Source organism: Microbacterium sp. F2 (assembly GCF_052274505.1).
In the GTDB taxonomy this organism is placed as follows: domain Bacteria; phylum Actinomycetota; class Actinomycetes; order Actinomycetales; family Microbacteriaceae; genus Microbacterium.
On record NZ_JBNVBV010000006.1, the window covers coordinates 177,792 to 194,958 of the forward strand.

Genomic DNA, 17,167 nt, shown 5'->3' on the forward strand with positions numbered 1-17,167 from the left:
GCTCGGGGGCCGCGCACGAGCCTACCGCACCCACTCAACTATCTCGATATCAAGATAAATTCCCCAGAGGTAACCGTCTCGGGATGCTGAACCGCAGCATCCCGGCTAGCCTGTGTGACATGGCCGAACTGCGACTTGCTGAACTGTCCGCCGCCACGGTGGAAGCTGTCAACAATATGTCGCTCAAGCCCGGGCAGGCAGAGTTTCTCGCCCCCGAGAGCTACGAAGTGGCGGCAGGAGATGTGGATCCCCAGACCATGTGGCAGCGGGTCGTGCTCGACGGCGACGACGTAGTCGGGTTCATCAGCGCCAATTTCGATGACGACAGCGCTTCGGAATACTTCCGGTCGGTGCTGTGGCGGATCAACGTCGACGCCGACGACCAGGGACGAGGAATCGGTCGATTCGCCGTCGAAAGCCTGCTCGCCGAAGCCCGCGAGCATGGCGTCGATCACGTGAACGTCATCTATGGTGCGGGCCAAGAGGGTCCGCAGGCATTCTTCGAGCGTGTGGGCTTCACAGCGGTCGGAGAAACCGAGTACGGTGAGGTTATCGCCGAGATCCGGCTCTGATCCGGCGAGTCCCACCCTTAGCATTCAGCCCCATCCGAGGGGCTTGTCGGCTGGCGGCGGGGCCTCGGATTCCCCTCCCCCACCGAGGCTCCGTCGCCTTTTTCGACGGCTCCCGATTCGCTGCGACGGCGGTCCGCGACGGCCTCGTGCTCAGTAGTCGATCGGGCGCTCGGGATGGATGCCCGCGAGGACTCCCATGACCCGCCGCGCGTCGCGTTCGACCGTGGCCGAGCGCCGTTCGGGCAGCAGGCGCGCACCGACGATGACAACGTTCCGACCACGCAGGATCCAGAAGGACACTCTCGCGGTCTCGGCATCTTCCACGATCACCGAGCGCAACTCGTCTCGGCGTCGAGTCAGTTTGGCGATATCGGGGCGCACCTGGTGCACGTCGGGCAGATCGCGCGCGCGAAGGGCGATGGTCACGCCGTCTGATGAGACGATCTTCCACATCGGGCCCGCCGCCCGCGGGCGCATCGCCTTCGCTGTCGAGAACTCGATCTCCTCTTGCGGAGTGAGAGCAAGCGCAGCACGTCGCACCGCGACGCGACCGACGTACTCCGCACTGGACGGCGCGACGACCTCGACGCGCTGGGGCAGTTCCGAGAGCTCATCGGCCAGATCGAGGGGTTGGGGCATCCGAATGCTCATGGCGTATCTCCCGTCGGTGTCGGCGAAGGCTGTGCCGGGGTGGCCGTCGGTGTGGCAGTGCTGCGGGGTTGCGTGCGCAGCACGACCTCGGTTCCCACCGAGACGACGACGCCGGATGCCGGCCGGGTGGCCACGATGACGGCATCCGGTGCCGCATCGCCGCTGGAGACCGAGAAGCCCGCAGCCTCGAGGCGGCTGCGGCCAGCCGTCACATCGAGTCCGGCGACATCGGGGACGGCGTTGTAGCCGCTGGCGACGGTGACCGCCACCGACGCCCCGGGCTCGACCAGCTGACCCGCCGCGGGGTCGTGTCTCAGCACCGTCTCGGCCGCCCACGGCGAGTCGACGCGCGTCACCTCGCCGAGCGTCAGTCCCACGGCACGCAGCGCCGCCTCGGCATCGGCGAGAAGGCCCGACAGCTGCGGCACCGACACGGCCTGGACCGTGGTTGACGGCGAGGCCTGCGGGGCGACGGGCTCGGGCACGAGACTCGGTTCACCGGTCGGTGTCGCCTGGGTCGTCGGCACCGGCTCGGCTTCGGGAGGAGCACTCGTCGCTCCCGCGAGACTTGCCCACACCCCCCCGGTCGCCACGACGACGATCGCCCCGATGACCGCGAGAAAGCCCGGCGACGTGTTGGGCCGGTCGGGTGCGAGCGGCTCGGGCGGCGGCGCTGGCACCCCGTACCCGCCGCGGGCGGGCGAGAGCACGCGGGTCACGCTCGCACGCTCGGACGCCACCAGAACAGGGCTTATCGGGTGCTCGGATGCCTCAGCCAAGGCATCCGGGTCGGGGAGCGCGGACTCGAGGGTCAGGAGCGCTGCCTCGACCGCTTCACGGAACTGCGTCGCGTCTCGAAAGCGGCGCGCCGGGGTCTTGGTGAGAGCGTGGGTGATGATCCGATCGAATGGTCGGGCGGTCGGCACGAGCGCGGAGGGCGCTGGCGGCGGCGCCGTCACGTGTGCTTCGAGCACCTCTGCGCTCGTGCGACGCGGGAAGGGGGGCCGGCCCGTCAGTGCGAAATAGAGAACCGCTCCCACCTGGTAGAGATCGCTCGGGGTCCTCACGGGAAGGCCGCGGGCCTGTTCGGGCGACATGTAGTTGGCGTTGCCGATGATCCCGCCGCCCTCCGCGGCGGCCAGCAACACGTCGGAGCCGACGGTCGTGCAACCGGATGTGTCGGCGAGCCCGAAGTCCAGGAGCCGCACCGACCCCGGGTCGACCGGGCCGTCGCTGGCGGGGAACACCAGGTTCTGCGGAGAGATGTCGCGGTGCACGAGACCGGCAGCGTGTGCCACCGCGAGACCTGACAGAATCCCTTCCGCCAGGGCTGCGGTCTGGGCCGTGCTCAACGGTCCGGACTGGAGCACATGGTCACGCAGGGTAGGACCTGCCACGAGGTCCATCGCGATCCATGGCATCAGAACCCCGGCAGCGTCGTGCAGGCCCGCCCCGCGCACCGTGACGAGGTTGCGGTGGTGCAAACCCGCTGCGCGCTCGGCTTCGCGCAGGAACGCCGTCCGTTGCGCGTGGTCGGCGCACAGATGTGGATGCAGCATTTTCAGCGCCACCCACTCGGGTTCGCCTGCCGCAGCCTGCAGGTCGTGCGCGGCGTACACGGATGCCGAGCCGCCCACCCCGAGTAGCTCGCCGAGCGCGTAGCGCCCGCCGATCAGCTCTCCCGAGGTGTGCCCGCCCATCGCTGTTACCCGAAGCGGCCGTTCACGTAGTCGTAGGTGCGCTCGTCCTGGGGTTCGGAGAACATGGCTTCGGTGTCGCCGTATTCGACGATCTGACCGGGGGTGCCCTGCGAGGCGAGGAAGAACGCGCACTGCTGCGAGACGCGCTGGGCCTGCTGCATGTTGTGGGTGACGATGACGATCGTGACCTCTTTCTGCAGCTCCATCATGGTTTCTTCGATCACGCGGGTGGAGGTGGGGTCCAGGGCCGAGCACGGCTCGTCCATGAGGAGCACCTTGGGGGTGACCGCGAGTGACCGCGCGATGCACAGGCGCTGCTGCTGGCCACCCGACAGGCCGCCGCCCGGTTGACGCAGCCGGTCCTTGACCTCGCGCCAGAGGCCCGCGGCGGTCAGTGACCGCTCGACGATCTCGTCCTTCTGGTCGCGGTGCACGCGCACGCCGGTGAGCTTCAGGCCCGACACGACGTTGTCGTAGATCGACATCGCCGGGAACGGGTTGGGCTTTTGGAACACCATCCCGATGTGCTTGCGGGCGTCCTGCAGCTTCTTGTTACGGTCGTAGATGTCGTCGCCGTCCAGGCGCACTTCGCCGGCGAGGGATGCCGAGGGCACGAGCTCGTGCATGCGGTTGAGGATGCGAAGGAACGTCGACTTCCCGCATCCGGAGGGCCCGATGAGCGCGGTGACCTGGCCTGCGGGCATCGTGAGCGAGACCCGCTCGAGCACCTTGTGGGTGCCGAACCAGGCGGAGATCTGGTCGGCTTCGAGAGTGGAGAGCTCGCGGGGCGGATGCGGCGCGGCCAGCGCCTCGGCGATCTCGGTGTCGGCGTCAGCGACAGTCTCGGGCGCGGGCTCGGGAAGCGGCGGCGGGGTGCGCGTCTCGCCGGGTGCAATGACGGCGGTCGCGGTGTCATCGGGTGAGGTGCCGTTCCTGGATGCGGCATCCGTCGTGATCGCGTCGTGGATCGGCATCCGCGCAGCCGTCAACTCCGCGGACTCGGCGAGGGACGAGTGCACCTCGGTGATGTCGTCGGGGGCGGTCGGTTCAGTCGTCATAGTCATCTTTCGTCGGAGGGCGTCAAAGCAGGTTCGGGAGGGCGTTCATCACGATGTCGGCGGTGACGACACCGAGGGCGACGAGCACGGGAACGCCGACGAGCCAGGCGTGCCAGCGGCCCCAGCGGGTCCACAGCCACCACATGCCGATCCCGGCGGCGGCGAAGAACACGAACGCGAAGAAGGCTGCGTACCAGGCGCTCGGATCCTGGCCCATCGCCCGCTCGGCAGGAGGAAGAGCCGCGTAGCCCATGACCCGGCTCGGGTTCTGCTGCCTCTTCGAGACCAGTTCAGCATCGACGTGCAGCACGCCGGAGGGGAAGAGGGCCAGTCCGTCGGCGGTCTGCAGTTCGAGGCGGCCCCTGTTGGCAGCGAGGTCTGGCGGCATGGGGTCGCCCGCGCGACGCAGACCGAACACTCGGTAGGTGTTGACGCCCTGACCGGTCGTGATCGTGATCTCGTCGCCGGGAGCGAGCCGGTACAGCTGCGAGAACGGTCCGCCGTAGGTGGTCTGGCGGCCGAGAATGACCGAGAGCCCTGCCTGGCCGGGCATGACGCTGTCGCGGCGGTGCCCGACGCCCGAGCGCAGCACCTCACCCGAGGAGCCTTCGAGCACCACCTCGCTCAGCCCGATCGACGGCACGTCGAGCAGGGCGACCGGGGTTCCCAGCGTGACCATTTCGTCTTCGTCGACCAGTTGCCCAACGGGGGTCTCAGCCTTGGCGAGTGAGGTACGCAGCTCGTCGTAGGCGATCGTCTGCGCGCGATAGTGCTGAAAAGCCGAGAACGCGGCGACGTGAGCGACAAAAGCCAGCAGCAGCAGGGATGCCGTGAGGATCATCGCTCCCGCCCACCACCGCCCGTCGCGCGGCGCGAGCGGGCGAGGCGGTGGGGGCAGCCGCGGGCGACGGGGTTTGCGCGGCGGCTTCGGCGGCTTGGGCGGCGCCGGCTCAACCTGCACGGGGGCCACGATCCCGGATGCCTCGGGCGACGCCTGTTCGGTGATCGTCATGCGGCGCTCGCCTCGGGGGCGGGGGCGCGCATCGTGCGGATGAGCCACCAGGCGCCAAAGGCGGCGAGGACCGCAAGGAGTGCTCCCGCAATCCACCACGCCCACACCGGTACGCCCTGCACATCAGGAGCGGCGGCGGTGGCGGCACTCGCGACGACGATGCTCGCGGTCGCCACCTTCTTCGATTCCCAGCCGGTCAGCTGCACGGTGTGCGCGCCGGCGGGCAGATCGGTGGGCAGCTGGAACGACTGCGTCAGGGTGCCCGCGGCATCCGCCGGGAAGTTGCCGATCAAGACCGGGTCGGAGTACATCACGACCTGCACCTTCTCGTTCGGTGTGAACCCCGAGAAGCTGACGGTGATCGTGTCGCCCGCGTTGTAGGCGGTCTTGTCGACGCTCGCCTGCTCCGCCGTGGTCGAGGGGCTCTTGCCGATCGTCGGTTCGGTAGGACCGGTTGCGACTTGCTGCGCGGCAGACTGCGCCGACCCGCCTGAGCGAGAAGTGGCGGAGCCCCGCGCTGTTGTCCCGCCGGTGGTGGTTGTGCCACCGGAACCGCCCGACGGCGCATCACTCGGCGAAGGTTCGGAGGCGGTGGTGCGGAAGTGGAAAGCAGGCTCGATATGTTGCTGTCCCCCGGCGCTCTCACGCACAGCGGAGAGCGTGAACTCGCCCACCTCCGTCTCGAGAAGCACAACAGCCAGGCACAACGTACCCAGGCTCTCGCTGGCCGCGACCTCCACGGGGTCACCGATCGTCGCACCGGTGGTCGCACTGAAAGGGACCGACGTGGAGAGGAATCCCGTCCAGGTGCCGACCAAGGCGTCGCCGTTCTGGAACCCCCAGCACACCGCGAACGCGTCACCGGCCGTCAGCGTGGGAGCTTCGGTCGTGCTGAGAACAGTGCCGTCGTCTCGTATCGCGGCCACGGCGTCCGCCTGGAGCACCGACGTCGGAGTGGCGGACGGAACCGTCACGCTGACGGTCGCTCCGGCGCTCGGCGCGGGCGTCGGTTCGGCGGCAACGGCGGGCGTGAGCGGAATCGCGAGGCTCGCGACGACGAGGGTGGCGCCGGCGGCGAGCAGCCGGAGCGAGGGGATGCGGGTCATCGGACCGCCTCCTTTTCCTGGGATCTGTAAAGCGAAATACCTGGGATTTGTAAAGTAGAAACACCGGGATCTGTAAAGTAGCGAGCGTGGACACCTATCGGAGACGAATCGTCGACGACGAACTCGACGCCGTGTTCCCCGCCCTCGCGGCGATAAGCCTGGATGGGCCGAAGGGTGTAGGGAAGACGGCGACGGCGAGCCGGCGCGCGGCGACGGTGCTGCCGGTCGACCGAGCCGATGTCGCCGAACGACTGGCCGCCGACGCGGACCTGCTCACTCGCGCGCCCAAGCCCGTCCTGCTCGACGAGTGGCAGCGTCTGCCCGAGACATGGGATCTCGTACGCCGTGCCGTCGACCGCGACCGCAGCGGGGGCCAGTTCCTGCTGGCGGGCAGCGCCGCCCCGGTGGTCGCTCCCGTCCACTCGGGAGCAGGCCGCATCGTGAGTCTGCGAATGCGACCACTCTCGATCGCGGAGCGAAGGGGCGACCCGCCGCCCGTCTCGCTGTCGGCGCTGCTCACCGGCACCGGCGAGATCGCGGGTGAAACCGGATGGCAACTGCCGGACTACGTCCGCGAGATCGTGGCATCGGGGTTCCCGGGAATCCGTGACCTGCCCGATCGGGCGAGACGGCTCGCGCTCGACGGTTACCTGGCGCGAATCGTGGAACGCGACATGGTCGAGCAGGGCTTTCGTGTACGCGCCCCCGCGTCGCTGCGTGCGTGGATGCGTGCGTACGCGTCGGCGACGAGCTCCACCGCCAGTTACACGACGATCCTCGACGCAGGAACAGTCGGCGAGTCCGACAAGCCCAGTCGTCCGACGACGGTTGCCTACCGTGATGTGCTCAGCCAGCTCTGGCTGCTCGATCCGGTGGAGGCCTGGCGTCCGCTCGGCGCAGACCTTGGTCGACTGTCCTCCGCACCGAAGCATCACCTCGCCGATCCCGCTCTCGCCGCACGGCTGATGGACCTCGACGAGGCCGCCCTGCTCGAGGTGCGAGAGCGCGCGATGATCGGCCCCCAACACGGTGCTGCGCTGGGTCGCCTTTTCGAGGGGCTCGTGACCCTCAGCGCCCAGACCTACGCGCAAGCGGCGGACGCTCGGCTTTTTCACCTGCGCACTCAGGATGGCGCGCACGAAGTGGATCTCGTGCTCGAGAGCCGTGGCCGCGTCGTCGCCATCGAGGTGAAGCTGGCGGCGTCGGTGGATGATCGTGATGTGCGCCATCTGGTGTGGCTCAGAGACCGGCTCGGAGATCGCCTTGCCGACGCACTGGTTGTCACGACCGGGCCAGCGGCGTACCGGCGTCGCGATGGCATCGGCGTCGTCCCACTCGCCCTGCTCGGGCCGTAACACCCTCATCGGACGGGCTCGCTCTGGTCGCGCGCTTCGGTCTCGTCGCGGGCCTCGGCGCGGATCTGGTCGGCGTAGGCGGCGAGGTCCTCGGCGAGCCGCTGGCGGGAGCGGCGGCGCAGCACGACGATCAGCACGATGACGCCCGCGATGACGGCGAGGATGAGCAGCAGCATCCACGGGATCGCCCAGGTGATCGCCGAACTCGATGCCGCCGCGGGCAGTGGGTCGGTGTCGGCGAGGGTGTCGCCCGCGAGCGGGGTGACGGTGATGTCGGCGAACAGCAGCAGCAGCGGCAGCACGCCTTCGTGCAGTCCCGTGACGTGGGCGGTGCCGCCGGGCATGATGTTGCGCACCGGTTCGAGGGTAAGGGTGCCGAAGTCGATGCCGAAGGGCCCGGTGAAATGGATGCTCGGCTGGGCCGACAGACGTGTGTTGCCGGTGTTGTTCAGGTCGAAGCCCGCGAAGCCGGTGCCGGCGCCGATCGGGTTCACCGTCCCGTCGTAGCCGGCGACCGCGCCGGTGACCCCGAGGCCCGGGGTGAGCGGCCCGTCGACGCGCAGGTAGATGCGCGTGCCGACGCGGTTCTCTTGCCGCACGCTCGTGCCCTCTCCCGCCCCGTCTGTCGTGTACGAGGCGACGATGCCGGCGGCGTGGTCGCCGGGGGTGGCATCCTGGGGCACGACGATCGTGAAGGGGATGTTCTGGGTGGTTCCGGGATCGACGGTCACCGAAACGCCGAGACCTGCGGCGCAGGCGGCTTCGGCCTCGTCGTTGGTGTCGGGGCAGGTCGCGGCGGCGCCGTTGACGGCGGTCCAGGCGCCGAGGTCAGCGGATCCCTCGTCGGAGCCGATGAGGGTGAACGCGGCGGTGTCGTAGTCGGTGACGGCGTCGGCGGCGTAGACGCGGAACGTGGCGGGCACGGCCGAGTCGTTGACGACGCCGACCCAGTCGGTGATGGTCGTGCCGGGCGCGACCTGGTAGGTGAAGGCTGTGCGACCGTCGGGACCGGTCGGCGTGGACGGCTGGATGCCCCACGTGATGTCACCGTCGTCGGCGGTCGCGGGTGTCACGGCAGCGACAGCGGTCGCGAAGGCAACGGCGGTGGCTGCGAGCAGGGCGATGGCGGCGCGGGTGGGGCGGACGCGGGGATTCATCGGTCTCCGGTGTGGTCGGGGTTCGGGGGCATGAGAGGGTGGCCCGTCGCGCCCCCGAGCACGACGGGCCACCCAGTGAGGGATGCTCAGATGAGCGTCAGGGTGAGGGTTGCGGTGTAGTCGCCGGCAGGGGCGTCGGCCGGGGTGTTGAGCGTGATGGTCGCTCCGACCGAGGTGGTGACGTTCGCCGTTGCCGACCCGGTTCCGGTGGCCAGCGGCTTGTCAGAGCCCAGGCCGCCGCCGACGCTCGCAGCGACCTCAGCGCCCGCCGTGCCGTTACCGTCGCCCACCTTCGCGGGCTTCCACCCGACGTTGCTGGCTGCGATCTCGTTCGAGCCGCTGGTGAGCTTGCTGATACGGCCGTTGAGGGTCCACGGGGTACCGGCGCTCTGGCGGTCATCGTTCACGGTGACGGTTCCGAGCTCACCGGTGGCGATCCACACCTCGCCCGCGGTGCGGGTCGTGGGGCCGGTGAGGGTGACGGCCGACGGCTTGGCGCTCATCTTCAGACCCGTCGGGGTCGGCGTGGTAGCGGTGGGGACCGTGACCCCGACCGTCGGGGTCGCGGTGTCTTGCACCGGGATCGCCTCGGTCGTGACATCCACCGAGCCGGAGGAGGCGGTGTGGGTGGTGTCACCGGAGTACTCCGCGGTGAACGCGTAACTGGTGCCCGCCGTCAATCCCGACACCGCGTAGCTCGCGATGCCGCCCGAGACCGTGACCGGGTCACCGATCGCGGTGCCCGCCTGCTTGAACTGCACGGTACCGGTCGCCTCGCTCGGCGCGACCGTCGCGGTGAGGGTGACACCGGTCTGGGTGACAGCCGAAGACACGAGGCCGGTCGTCGTGGCGCTGCGCGTGTCGGCGACTCTCCACGTGTTGTTGGTCTTATCGATGTTGAGCTTCACCGAGAAGTACTTCGCGTCCCCGATCGGGAGGCTCGACAGGATGGGCAGGTTCGTCGTCAGGGTGTCGCCGGGGTCGCAGGTCACGACCAGGTCCGCCGTGCCGTCTCTGAACAGATTGAGAGTTGTGAAGTCGCTGAACCGCGCCGCGTAGCTGCCGGTGAGATTCAGTGGAGTGCCGTCCAACCCGTAGCCGGCGATGGTGGTGCTGCGCGGGTATGCGGGGAAGTAGTCGTCGTGCGTGCCGTCCGACCACACCAGGAAGGTTCGCGAGGATGCGCGGAAGTGTTCCGGGCACCCGGTCGTCGCGGTAAGAGCAGTTGGGTCGCCGGAGTTTGTGAGGGTTCGCGTGGCGGGTGCGGTCACCGTCAGGTCGCCGATGCGGTTCTCGGGTTTGAGCGGCTCCAACACCTCGGTGGCGCTGGCGGGCGCTGCGGCGGCGAAGCTGGCTGCCGCGAGAAGCAGTGCGGTGCCGCTCGCGACGAGGGCGCGGCGCGCACGGGTGAAACGGGTCATGCGAGTGTCCTTTCGTGCCGGGACTTTCCCGGCGGATTCGGGTAGGAGGAGGAAAGGTCTGTTGGGGCTTCGCGCCGCGGTGAGGCGGGTGGGTGGGGTGCGGCGTTCGCACCCCACCCACCCGCTGGGGTGTTAGTTGGAGCGGTGGTTCTCGGCGTCACCGGCCTTGTAGAGGGTGGTGCCGATGGTCACGCCCGAGGTGCCCAGCGAACCGAAGCCGAAGTCTTCGATCACCAGGGTCGAGGTGCCCGGGCGGGTCGCGGAGTACACCGCACCCTCGACCACGGTCGTGGTCGCCGGGTCGTCGACGAACGCGAACGCCAGGTCGCTGTTGGTCGAGATCGCCGCGTGCTCGATGATGTTGAACACCGGGCGCTTGACCGGGAACGCGGTGTTCAGCACACCCGAGCTGATCGGCGCAACACCGTTGATCTCGGCCAGCTCCGCGCCGTGACGACGCTCAGTCACCGTGACACCGGCGTACGTCCCGCTGTAGTACGACGGGTTCGCAGCGACCTTCGTCTGGGCGATGTACTGCGCGATCGAGAACGGCACGATCGCGTTCGGGACATCCTCGAGCACCTTGCCGTCGTGCTCCTGCACGCTGACGGTCACGCCGCCGGAGGTGTAGGAGTCGGAGACCGCCGAACCGATGGTGCCACCGATGGTGCTGTCCCAGAACGAGCGCGTACCCGACCCGGCCTGCGGGCGGAACGGCACGATGTCAGCACCGGTACCGGGCAGACCGACCGTGTAGGTCTGGCTGTTGCTCAACGTCACCGACGCGCCGTTGCTGGCGTGGTAAATCGCCTGCAGGTCGGCCAGCGTCAGGTCGCGGGGCAGCGTGGTGTTGTCTTCGTGCACCGCGTAGGTGACCGCATCCACCGCCAACGGCACGTACGACAGCACGCCGGTCGACGACGGCACACGCGGTCCGCTCGACGAACGCGCGAACTGCAGGTCGGTGTCATCGAGGTTTGCCGACGAGGTGCCGCGCGGGTTGGTCAGCGACTGGTTGTTGATCGCCGCCTTGAGCGCGTTGTAGCCCTCGGTCGAGCCGTTCGGACGAGGGATCGACGTGCCGCCGGTGTGGGTGACGATGAAGCTCCCCTGACCGGCCGGGATCGTGGCGTCCCACGAGCCAATCAGCAGATCGTCGTTCGCGTCCACGACCACTGCCGCCAGACCGTTGACGACATCCTGAGTCGTGTCCGATCCGGTGCCGTTGAGCGCACGGTTCAGCGTGTAGGTGCCGGACGACGGGTCGCGGGGGTCGGCCTGAGCGGCCGGAGCCACCAGCAACGCCGCCGCCGCACCGAACGCGACAGCTGCCGCGATGCCCGACTTCGTGATTTTGTTCATGGTGAGTTCCTTGCTACTTTCTTGTGATGCGCTAACCCGGGTTTCCGGCCCCCGACGGAGTTGCAGCTCCGTCGGGGGCTTTTTCGTTCGGATGAACGAGGGTCTGTGACGCCTCGGCGGTGGGCCGAGGCGAATCTGGGGGTCATGTGGGCCGCCGCCGCAGGAGGAACGGCGCGGCGATCGCTCCCACCAGTCCCGCAGCGAGGGCGCCGCCCACGGCACCCTGCGCCGGCGGCGCGGCCTCGGCGGTTGCCGCGACCGAGGATGCGTCGGCAGTCGAGATCGTGGTCGCGGTCGCCGCAGTTGCCGCCCCGACGGCGCTCCCTCCCGCTGCCGCGGACGATCCTGGAGAGGTCGCTGCCGGTGGTGCGCTGGCGCCTCCGGCAGTCTGCGGAGAGGGCAGCGTCGGGTCGCGCAACTCGGCAGCAACGCTCGCACCGAGCGCCACCTGGCCAGAGGTGAGGGGAACGTACCCCGCGGGTAGCCCTCCCGCTTCGCCGGGGACATTTCCCGCGCCCCCGGCGTAGTCGATGAAGGTGGCGTAGTCCTCGCGTGCAGCTTGGTCGCCGACGCCGGCGGTCACATCGAACGCGCCGTAGACGGTCAGCGCGAGCGGGTACGCGCCTGACGGGACCTCGGCTGGGTCGACCTGCGGCACGTTCGCCGCGCCCACTGTCTGCGCCGCAACGGCCCGGGCGACGGCTGTCTCGGTGGCGGGTACGAACTCCCGCGCCGAGGCCACCGTGGAGCGGTCAGTCGCGTTATCGAGGGGCAGCGCGAGCTCGGCGGTCGCGAGCTGGTAGCGGTCCGCCCCACTCGCCGCGGTCGGCCCGAGGATGAGGCGCCCCTGCCCGCCCGCTGGAGGCCTCGGCAGCTGCGGCACGAAGAACCCGACGTTGGTGCCCGAGAACTTCTGCGGATCCCACACGTTGGTCAACCGTTGATCGGCGTTGACGATCCGGTTCGCGTTCGCCTTGAGCGTGAGGGAGTACGGGTTGTAACTGAGCGAGTCGATCTGCATGCCCCGGAGATTCGACAGCGCGGTCGCATCATCGGGGGCCACCGACAGGTCGACCTTCGGGAAGGTGTCGATCGGGGCGGTGAGCAGATCGATACCCGGACCCGCGACGCCCGGCGCGCCCCGGGGCAGGTAGTAGGGGTTGACCGTGTTGCCCCACGGGTCGGGCTCGCCGGCGAGGTACGCGCGCGCATCGGCGTCGGCGAGCACATAGCGCCAGAGCGCCCGGACCCCGTCATCGCCCGCCGGACCCGTGACGACCCACGGGTCCTGGACGACCGCTTGCTGGAGGTCCGTCGGGTTGCCGAGCGCCGCCCACTCCTCGTCCGCGACGACAGTCTCGTGCCGCAGCGTGGCGCGTGAGTCGCCGACCGGCGGATAGCTTCCCCCGTCACCCTTCGGTACCGCGTTTCCGAAGGACTGAGTGAGCAGCTTGGCGATCAGTCGAGGGGTCAGGCGGAGCGTCGGGAACTGCGTGCCATCCTTCGTTTCGGCGAGATAGCCGATCGTCACCGCGGTGTTCGCGATCGGCGCGTAACGGATATCCGCATCGGCCAAGAGAGTGGGGTCGGCGGTTCCGATCGTCTCGGGGGTCAGCGGATCCACGACAACGACCCCACCCGCCTGACGCTGCAACAGCTGTGACCGGGCCAGGTCACCACTGTTGGTGATGAGCGAGAAGGCTGCACCGTCGGCCCCGTCGCACAGGGTGGACTGCCACGACGCGATCGCGTCGGCGATGAACTCGCTGCCGACCAGGCGACGCTCGGCGGTTCCCGCCGCGCACGTGCGGTACGGGTTGTCGAAGTCGAGGGGCACGACGATGCGGTCATCCCACATCGAGCAGTTCGGGTCGATCGGCGATCCGAGCTGGAGGTACTGATTCACGTCGCCGTAGTTGTTGTTTTGTACTGACGTCGAGCCGCTACAGACGGTCGTCGCTCCCTGGCGGGTCCCGGAGTGCGTGCCGCGCGGCACGATGACGAGCCAGCATCGTTCACCGGCCGCTTGCGGGTCACCGCACCCGAGGTAGGGCTGGTCGATCGCGGTTTGCGTCACGAACGCCGTGCGCGCCCGCCCGTCACCGCCGAACGGGACGATGATGCGCTCGTTGGAACTGCTCGCGTCGAAGAAATCAGCGAGGCCTTGGTTCCTGTCCCCCGCCCCTTTCGGGGGGATCTTGTCCTCGTTCTCGCGACCAGTCACGGTGAGGAAGCGAAGCCCCCCGCGCGTGAGATTGAAATACCCATCCCCGATGATCTGCAGCACCGACTGTTGGGGGGTCCCGCCGGTTTCGTACGTCGAGTAGCCACCCCACTGACAGGTCTTCGCGAAGTCGGCGGAGCCCGGATACCCCCAGCACTGGAACATCTGCAGGTAGCTGATCGCCCCCTCGGTGCCATTGAGCCTCGTTGTCGGTTTGCCGCCGTCTGCCGTCACCAGAATGGCTTCAGAACCGAGGTTCTTGGTCTTCGAGACGGTGACCGAGAGGTTCTTGAAGTCGTCCCAGTGCCCCGAGCCGGCGTCACCACCCTGCCCGTCGCTGGTCATCGCGGCGTGATCGGGCTGATACTGCTGGATCGCGCGATCGTTGCCACCCGCCCACTTCACGGTGACCGACGAGTCGGCCTCGTCTCCGGTCGCGCCAGCCGCAGCGGGGGCCACCGCCGCCACCAGCGCGGCAACGCTGACCGCGAGCGCGACGCCGACGAGGGCGGGGCGTGAGGATCGGATGCGCATCGTGTGGTGTGCCTTTCCGGGGGGTCACCGCGGGGAGCCGCGGGTGAGGATCGGGTGAGGGGTGCGTCGGCGTCGCCCGAGGAGGGGCGGTAGCACTGCCGCGAGGAGGAGCCCGGCCCCAGCGGCCAGGACGGCCAGGGGCGCGAGCAGGCCGAGCTGGGCGACCGGAATCGTCTGGGGTGTCGCGTTCACCAGCACGGGTGCGGCGTCAGCGACGATCGCACCGCTGCCGCCCGCGGCTGCCTCGAGCGCGCTCGCGCTCGCCGCATCAGAGCCGCCGCCCGCAGCTGTGCCGGCGCCTCCCGCACCGCCACCGCCACCGCTGCCGCCCGACGTTGCCGTGGGCTGGTCTTTCGCGCCACCGGTTCCCGTCGCGCACTGCTGCGGCCCCGCCTTGTCACACTCGGGCGGGTAGGGGGCTGTCTTGGCGAGCTTGTTCGACTGCGGGCTCGAGTCGGTCGGGTCGAACGTGGGGTTGTTGCAGTCCGTGATGCCCTTGATCTGCGGGTTACCGCCCGGGATCCTGCGGATCTGGTCTTGGCCCGCCAGCACCAGGTTGATCGGCAGTGGCGAGTATCCGAGCACGTCAGCCTGCTGCTGTCCCTCGCACAGGAAATACGCCGAGAAATCGGCGAGCGTGTAGCCCTGGTCATCGGTGATGTTCGCCTGTTTCGCGCTTCCCGGGTCGGGGTTCACCGGCAAGATGACGTAGCTGTAGCTCGAGAGCGGGTAGACGCGCGGATCGCTGCTCGTGTACACGCCGCTCAAGTCCTGGGTGAGGTAGTCGATCGAGGACTTGTCTTGGTTGATGTTCGCGCTCAGCAGCGCGACGGCGACGTTCTGGGCCGTCGGCTCGGTGTAGTAGCCGGCGGCGTTCAAGAGCTTCGCTACCGGGAACTTCAGGTTCAGGGCGTAGGAGTACTGCACCATCGTGATCGCGCCGACCGCGGCATCCTGAGCGACATAACCCGCAGCGCCGTCTGACCCCGCCTTGGCGATGAAGCCCGAACCGGGCACGACCGGATAGTTGCTGGTCACACCGCAGTGGCCGTTGACGTACGGCCTTCCCACCTTGTCGCAGTAGGCGTCCCAGACCGCCGTGTGCTCCTGCCGCATCCAGATCGAGAACTGCGCTGTCTCACCGGCGCCGTCGGAGCGCACGACGGGAACGATCGGCAGCGCCGGCAGCGCCAGCCCGGGGTTCTCGCCCTGCAGCTGGGCGTCGTTCCACACCGTGATGGCACCCGTGAAGATCTTCGCGATCGAGTCACCCGACAGGCGCAGGTTGGTGACGCGATTGCCGCCGATCTCGAGGTTGTACATGAACGACGTGCCACCGGCCACGATCGGCATGTACGCGAACGACCGGTTGGGGAGGTTCTCGATCTCGTTCGAGTTGGAGATCCCATAAGGGATGTCGGTGCCGCCGAACTGCGTTTGCCCGGTCGCGAAATCGTTGCGCCCCGTGGTGGATCCGGTGCCGGTGTAGTTGACCACCCAGCCGAAGTTGCCGTAGACGTTGCTGACCCACTGCGCGATCATGTTGCCCGACCACGTCGAGCCCGTGCCCTTGATCGGCACATGGGTGCTCCCCGCGGCGTGCGCCGACGACGCGAGCTGGAGCCCCCCAGCCACCATGAGCAGCACGCCCAGCATGGCCACGGCGGCCCGCGCCGCCCAGCGACGAGGTGCGACGGCGAGGGCGCTCATGACCGGCCTCCCTCGGACGTGATTCTGGACGGACTGGTGGCAGCGTCTGCCGCGAGCATCGTCGGGGCCTGGCGACGCGAGAACCGAGCCGCGTCGCGCACAGACGCGGCCCGTGCACGTGATGCCGCGCGCGACGAGAGAACCCCCGGTCCCCGGCCGCCGATGAGGCGTGCGAGCAGGAACAGGGTGAATACCAGCGCCATGAGCACCGCGGCGGCGCCGAAACCGCGTGCGATCTGGTTCGGTTCGGGGCTCTTGACCAGGGTGAACGTTGCGAACGGCAGCGACACCATCGGCCCCGAGAACGGGTTGAGGTTGAAGAACGTCGTGTAACCGGCAGTCAGCAGAACCGGGCTCGTCTCTCCGATTCCTCGTGCGGTCCCCAGCACGATCGCCGTCATCAGCCCCGACTTCGACGTCGGCAGCACCACGTGCCAGATTGTGCGCCACTGGCTGGCCCCCATCGCGTAGGAGGCCTCCTTGAGCGTTGCAGGAACGAGGCGAAGAACGACGTCGGCGGAGCGGATGATGATCGGCAGAATCATGATCGTCACCGCGAGTGCCGCCGCGAATCCGGACTTCTCGAGGCCGAAGAGCAGGATGTAGGTCGCGTAGATGAACAGGCCGCAGATGATCGAGGGCAACGCCGTCATCGCCTCGGTCACCGTGCGCACCAGCCTGGCGAACGGCGACGGGAACTCGGCCAGGAAGATGGCGCACAGCACACCCAGCGGAATCGCGATGGCCAGCGCGATCGAGATCATGATCAGGGTTCCGATGATCGCGTGAGCAACCCCACCGACGGTCAGCGGGTCGAGGGGGCCTCCCAGCGAGAGATCCTGCACCCAGAAGTTCCAGTGCAAGAACGCGGCCGAGCCCCGGAACACCGTGAAGACGACGACGACGGTGAGCGCGAGCAGCAGCACGACCGCGGCGGAGTGGATGACGACCGCCCAGACGCGGTCGAGGATCGTGACCCGATTGTCGTCGAAGCTGATCAAGACGACGAAGAAGCCGAGGAAGAGCAGGTAAGAGACGAGCACGAATGGGAGGGCACCCTCGAACGGAAGCACCTGGGTGAACAGCCACGACGTGAGTGCGATGGCTGCCGCGGCCGCGCCGATGATCCGCAGGACGTCTTCGCGGCGCACCGACGAGAGCTCTCGACGCGTCTCGGGGCGGGAGACGTGAATGCGACCGTCGCGCCCGGGAAGATGCGTTCGGGAAACCCTGCCCGCAAGCTGCGCGCGTCGGTGCTTCCGCTCCGGGCTCACGGTCGGTGTAGGAGTGATTGTCACGGTCGTC

The 17,167-nt window shown here is 68.6% G+C and carries 13 protein-coding genes; 2 read left to right on the forward strand and 11 right to left on the reverse strand.

The window, feature by feature from the left end:
• Positions 1-119: 119 nt before the first annotated feature.
• Entirely contained in the window at positions 120-572 is a 453-nt protein-coding gene (locus tag ACQVDU_RS12055) for a GNAT family N-acetyltransferase (RefSeq protein WP_443477270.1), read from the forward strand.
• A 150-nt stretch (positions 573-722) separates the two neighbouring features.
• On the opposite strand, the gene ACQVDU_RS12060 is transcribed toward ACQVDU_RS12055, so the two are convergent.
• The 5 genes from ACQVDU_RS12060 to ACQVDU_RS12080 form a co-directional block, all read right to left on the reverse strand.
• Positions 723-1,211: a hypothetical protein gene (locus ACQVDU_RS12060; protein WP_443477251.1), complete on the reverse strand. Its 489-nt coding sequence runs from the start codon at positions 1,209-1,211 to the stop codon at positions 723-725.
• Positions 1,212-1,219: 8 nt separating this feature from the next.
• The gene (locus ACQVDU_RS12065) at positions 1,220-2,923 is read right to left on the reverse strand and encodes a protein kinase domain-containing protein (protein WP_443477252.1); all 1,704 of its coding nucleotides are present in this window, start codon (positions 2,921-2,923) and stop codon (positions 1,220-1,222) included.
• Positions 2,924-2,928: 5 nt separating this feature from the next.
• Positions 2,929-3,729 carry a phosphate ABC transporter ATP-binding protein PstB gene (gene pstB, locus ACQVDU_RS12070; RefSeq protein ID WP_292732899.1) on the reverse strand — a complete coding sequence of 267 codons (801 nt, stop codon included), beginning with the start codon at positions 3,727-3,729 and terminating at the stop codon, positions 2,929-2,931.
• Positions 3,730-4,003: 274 nt separating this feature from the next.
• Positions 4,004-4,993, reverse strand: coding sequence for a sortase (locus ACQVDU_RS12075; protein ID WP_443477253.1), 990 nt, complete (start codon positions 4,991-4,993; stop codon positions 4,004-4,006).
• Positions 4,990-6,099, reverse strand: coding sequence for a hypothetical protein (locus ACQVDU_RS12080; protein WP_443477254.1), 1,110 nt, complete (start codon positions 6,097-6,099; stop codon positions 4,990-4,992). The genes ACQVDU_RS12075 and ACQVDU_RS12080 overlap by 4 nt, the downstream gene beginning before the upstream one ends.
• A gap of 86 nt (positions 6,100-6,185) precedes the next feature.
• On the opposite strand from ACQVDU_RS12080, the gene ACQVDU_RS12085 reads away from it, so the two are divergent.
• Positions 6,186-7,454 (forward strand): ATP-binding protein, encoded by a 1,269-nt coding sequence (locus ACQVDU_RS12085; RefSeq protein WP_443477255.1) that lies wholly within the window; start codon positions 6,186-6,188, stop codon positions 7,452-7,454.
• A gap of 5 nt (positions 7,455-7,459) precedes the next feature.
• Here the strand turns inward: ACQVDU_RS12085 and ACQVDU_RS12090 are convergent, their stop codons facing one another.
• From ACQVDU_RS12090 to pstA, 6 genes are all read right to left on the reverse strand, one after another.
• The gene (locus ACQVDU_RS12090; RefSeq protein WP_443477256.1) at positions 7,460-8,611 is read right to left on the reverse strand and encodes a hypothetical protein; all 1,152 of its coding nucleotides are present in this window, start codon (positions 8,609-8,611) and stop codon (positions 7,460-7,462) included.
• Between the two features lie 86 nt (positions 8,612-8,697).
• Complete coding sequence (locus ACQVDU_RS12095; protein WP_443477257.1) at positions 8,698-10,032, reverse strand: Ig-like domain-containing protein; 1,335 nt, start codon at positions 10,030-10,032, stop codon at positions 8,698-8,700.
• 132 nt (positions 10,033-10,164) lie between these two features.
• Positions 10,165-11,394: a hypothetical protein gene (locus ACQVDU_RS12100; protein WP_443477258.1), complete on the reverse strand. Its 1,230-nt coding sequence runs from the start codon at positions 11,392-11,394 to the stop codon at positions 10,165-10,167.
• A 142-nt stretch (positions 11,395-11,536) separates the two neighbouring features.
• Entirely contained in the window at positions 11,537-14,152 is a 2,616-nt protein-coding gene (locus ACQVDU_RS12105; RefSeq protein ID WP_443477259.1) for a hypothetical protein, read from the reverse strand.
• Positions 14,153-14,176: 24 nt separating this feature from the next.
• Entirely contained in the window at positions 14,177-15,862 is a 1,686-nt protein-coding gene (locus ACQVDU_RS12110) for a substrate-binding domain-containing protein (protein WP_443477260.1), read from the reverse strand.
• Positions 15,859-17,160, reverse strand: a complete 1,302-nt coding sequence (gene pstA / locus ACQVDU_RS12115; RefSeq protein WP_443477261.1) for a phosphate ABC transporter permease PstA — start codon at positions 17,158-17,160, stop codon at positions 15,859-15,861. The genes ACQVDU_RS12110 and pstA overlap by 4 nt, the downstream gene beginning before the upstream one ends.
• Positions 17,161-17,167 lie beyond the last annotated feature (7 nt).

Coding starts and splice junctions, on each gene's coding strand:
- ACQVDU_RS12055 (WP_443477270.1), top strand. CDS start 120: ATGGCCGAACTGCGACTTGCTGAACTGTCCGCCGCCACGGTGGAAGCT.
- ACQVDU_RS12060 (WP_443477251.1), bottom strand. CDS start 1,211: ATGCCCCAACCCCTCGATCTGGCCGATGAGCTCTCGGAACTGCCCCAG.
- ACQVDU_RS12065 (WP_443477252.1), bottom strand. CDS start 2,923: ATGGGCGGGCACACCTCGGGAGAGCTGATCGGCGGGCGCTACGCGCTC.
- ACQVDU_RS12075 (WP_443477253.1), bottom strand. CDS start 4,993: ATGACGATCACCGAACAGGCGTCGCCCGAGGCATCCGGGATCGTGGCC.
- ACQVDU_RS12080 (WP_443477254.1), bottom strand. CDS start 6,099: ATGACCCGCATCCCCTCGCTCCGGCTGCTCGCCGCCGGCGCCACCCTC.
- ACQVDU_RS12090 (WP_443477256.1), bottom strand. CDS start 8,611: ATGAATCCCCGCGTCCGCCCCACCCGCGCCGCCATCGCCCTGCTCGCA.
- ACQVDU_RS12095 (WP_443477257.1), bottom strand. CDS start 10,032: ATGACCCGTTTCACCCGTGCGCGCCGCGCCCTCGTCGCGAGCGGCACC.
- ACQVDU_RS12100 (WP_443477258.1), bottom strand. CDS start 11,394: ATGAACAAAATCACGAAGTCGGGCATCGCGGCAGCTGTCGCGTTCGGT.
- ACQVDU_RS12105 (WP_443477259.1), bottom strand. CDS start 14,152: ATGCGCATCCGATCCTCACGCCCCGCCCTCGTCGGCGTCGCGCTCGCG.
- ACQVDU_RS12110 (WP_443477260.1), bottom strand. CDS start 15,862: ATGAGCGCCCTCGCCGTCGCACCTCGTCGCTGGGCGGCGCGGGCCGCC.